This window comes from Aeromicrobium sp. PE09-221, from assembly GCF_002174305.1.
Lineage (GTDB): Bacteria > Actinomycetota > Actinomycetes > Propionibacteriales > Nocardioidaceae > Aeromicrobium.
The window spans coordinates 1-1,208 of sequence record NZ_MIJB01000071.1 but is presented as its reverse complement, the minus strand read 5'-3'; the positions used below and the strand labels follow the sequence as shown (position 1 = coordinate 1,208).

At 63.2% G+C, this 1,208-nt stretch carries 2 pseudogenes; one reads left to right on the top strand and one right to left on the bottom strand.

Features of this window, described 5'->3' with window-relative positions:
- Positions 1 to 163 (bottom strand): annotated as a pseudogene (locus tag BHE97_RS19900) (IS3 family transposase); the annotation flags it as partial.
- 52 nt (positions 164 to 215) lie between these two features.
- Between BHE97_RS19900 and BHE97_RS19315 the strand changes: the two are divergent.
- Positions 216 to 1,181, top strand: a pseudogene (locus tag BHE97_RS19315) (IS256 family transposase); the annotation flags it as partial.
- Positions 1,182 to 1,208: the final 27 nt, after the last annotated feature.

Genomic DNA, 1,208 nt, shown 5'->3' with positions numbered 1-1,208 from the left:
CTATCTGGGCCTGAATCACCCACCGGCGCACCGACTCCTTCCCGACGTTCTCCCGCCGGGCGACGGCCTCGGCTGCGGCGGTCAGCGATGGATACTCCGGCAAGTGCTCCAGCACCATCCGGACACAGCGCTCGCGCACCTTCGGATCGATCTTCTTCGGCATGACATGCATCCTTCCAACTCAAAAGGACGCGGCATCAAACCTGGGGCACTTCAAGCTTTCGGATCATTTGGGCTATGACAAGGGCGATCCGGAAGCAGCGTTGCATCCGAACTCGCGTAACGGCTCATATCCGAAGACCGTCGCCTCGCAGGTCGGTGAGATCGATCTGGCGATCCCTCGTGACCGCGACGGCAGCTATGTGCCGCGTCTCGTCCCGGTCGGTTCGCGGCGTCTCGGTGGTCTGGACGAGATGATCGTTTCGCTCTATGCCGGCGGGATGACGCTGCGGGACATCGAGCATCACCTCGTCTCGACGATTGGGGTTGAGACCAGCTACGAGACGATCAGCAAGATCGTCGATGAGATCGGTGAGGCCGTGCTCGCGTGGCAGCGCCGACCGCTTGAGATGTTCTATCCGGTCATCTACCTGGACGCGATCGTGGTCAAGGTCCGAGACGGCGGCCACGTCAGGAACAAAGCCGCTCACATCGCCGTCGGCGTCGACATGGACGGCGTCAAGCACGTGCTGGGAATCTGGGTCCAAGCGGTCGAAGGAGCAAAGTTCTGGGCCACCGTCTGCGCCGAGCTCGCCAACCGCGGCATCCGCGACGTGCTGATCGTCTGTTGCGACGGGCTCACCGGATTCCCCGAAGCGATCGAGGCCACCTGGCCTGAATCGACCGTCCAGACCTGCGTGGTCCATCTCATCCGCACCGCGATGCGATTCGTGAACTGGGGCCAGCGAAAAGCCGTCGCAGCAGCGTTGAAGCCGATCTACACCGCCGCCGACGTTGACGCCGCCAGGGCAGCGTTGGAGGCGTTCGCAGCATCGCCGCTGGGCAAGGCGAACCCGCACGCAGTCGCGGCGTTCGAGAACGCATGGGAACGGTTCACGCCGTTCCTGGCGTTCCCGCCCGAGGTCCGCAGGGTCATCTACACAACCAATGCGATCGAGTCGCTGAACTACCAGCTGCGCAAGGTCACCAAGAACCGCGGACACTTCCCCAACGACGCTGCCGTGGTGTGAAGCGCCCCAGGTTTTTTG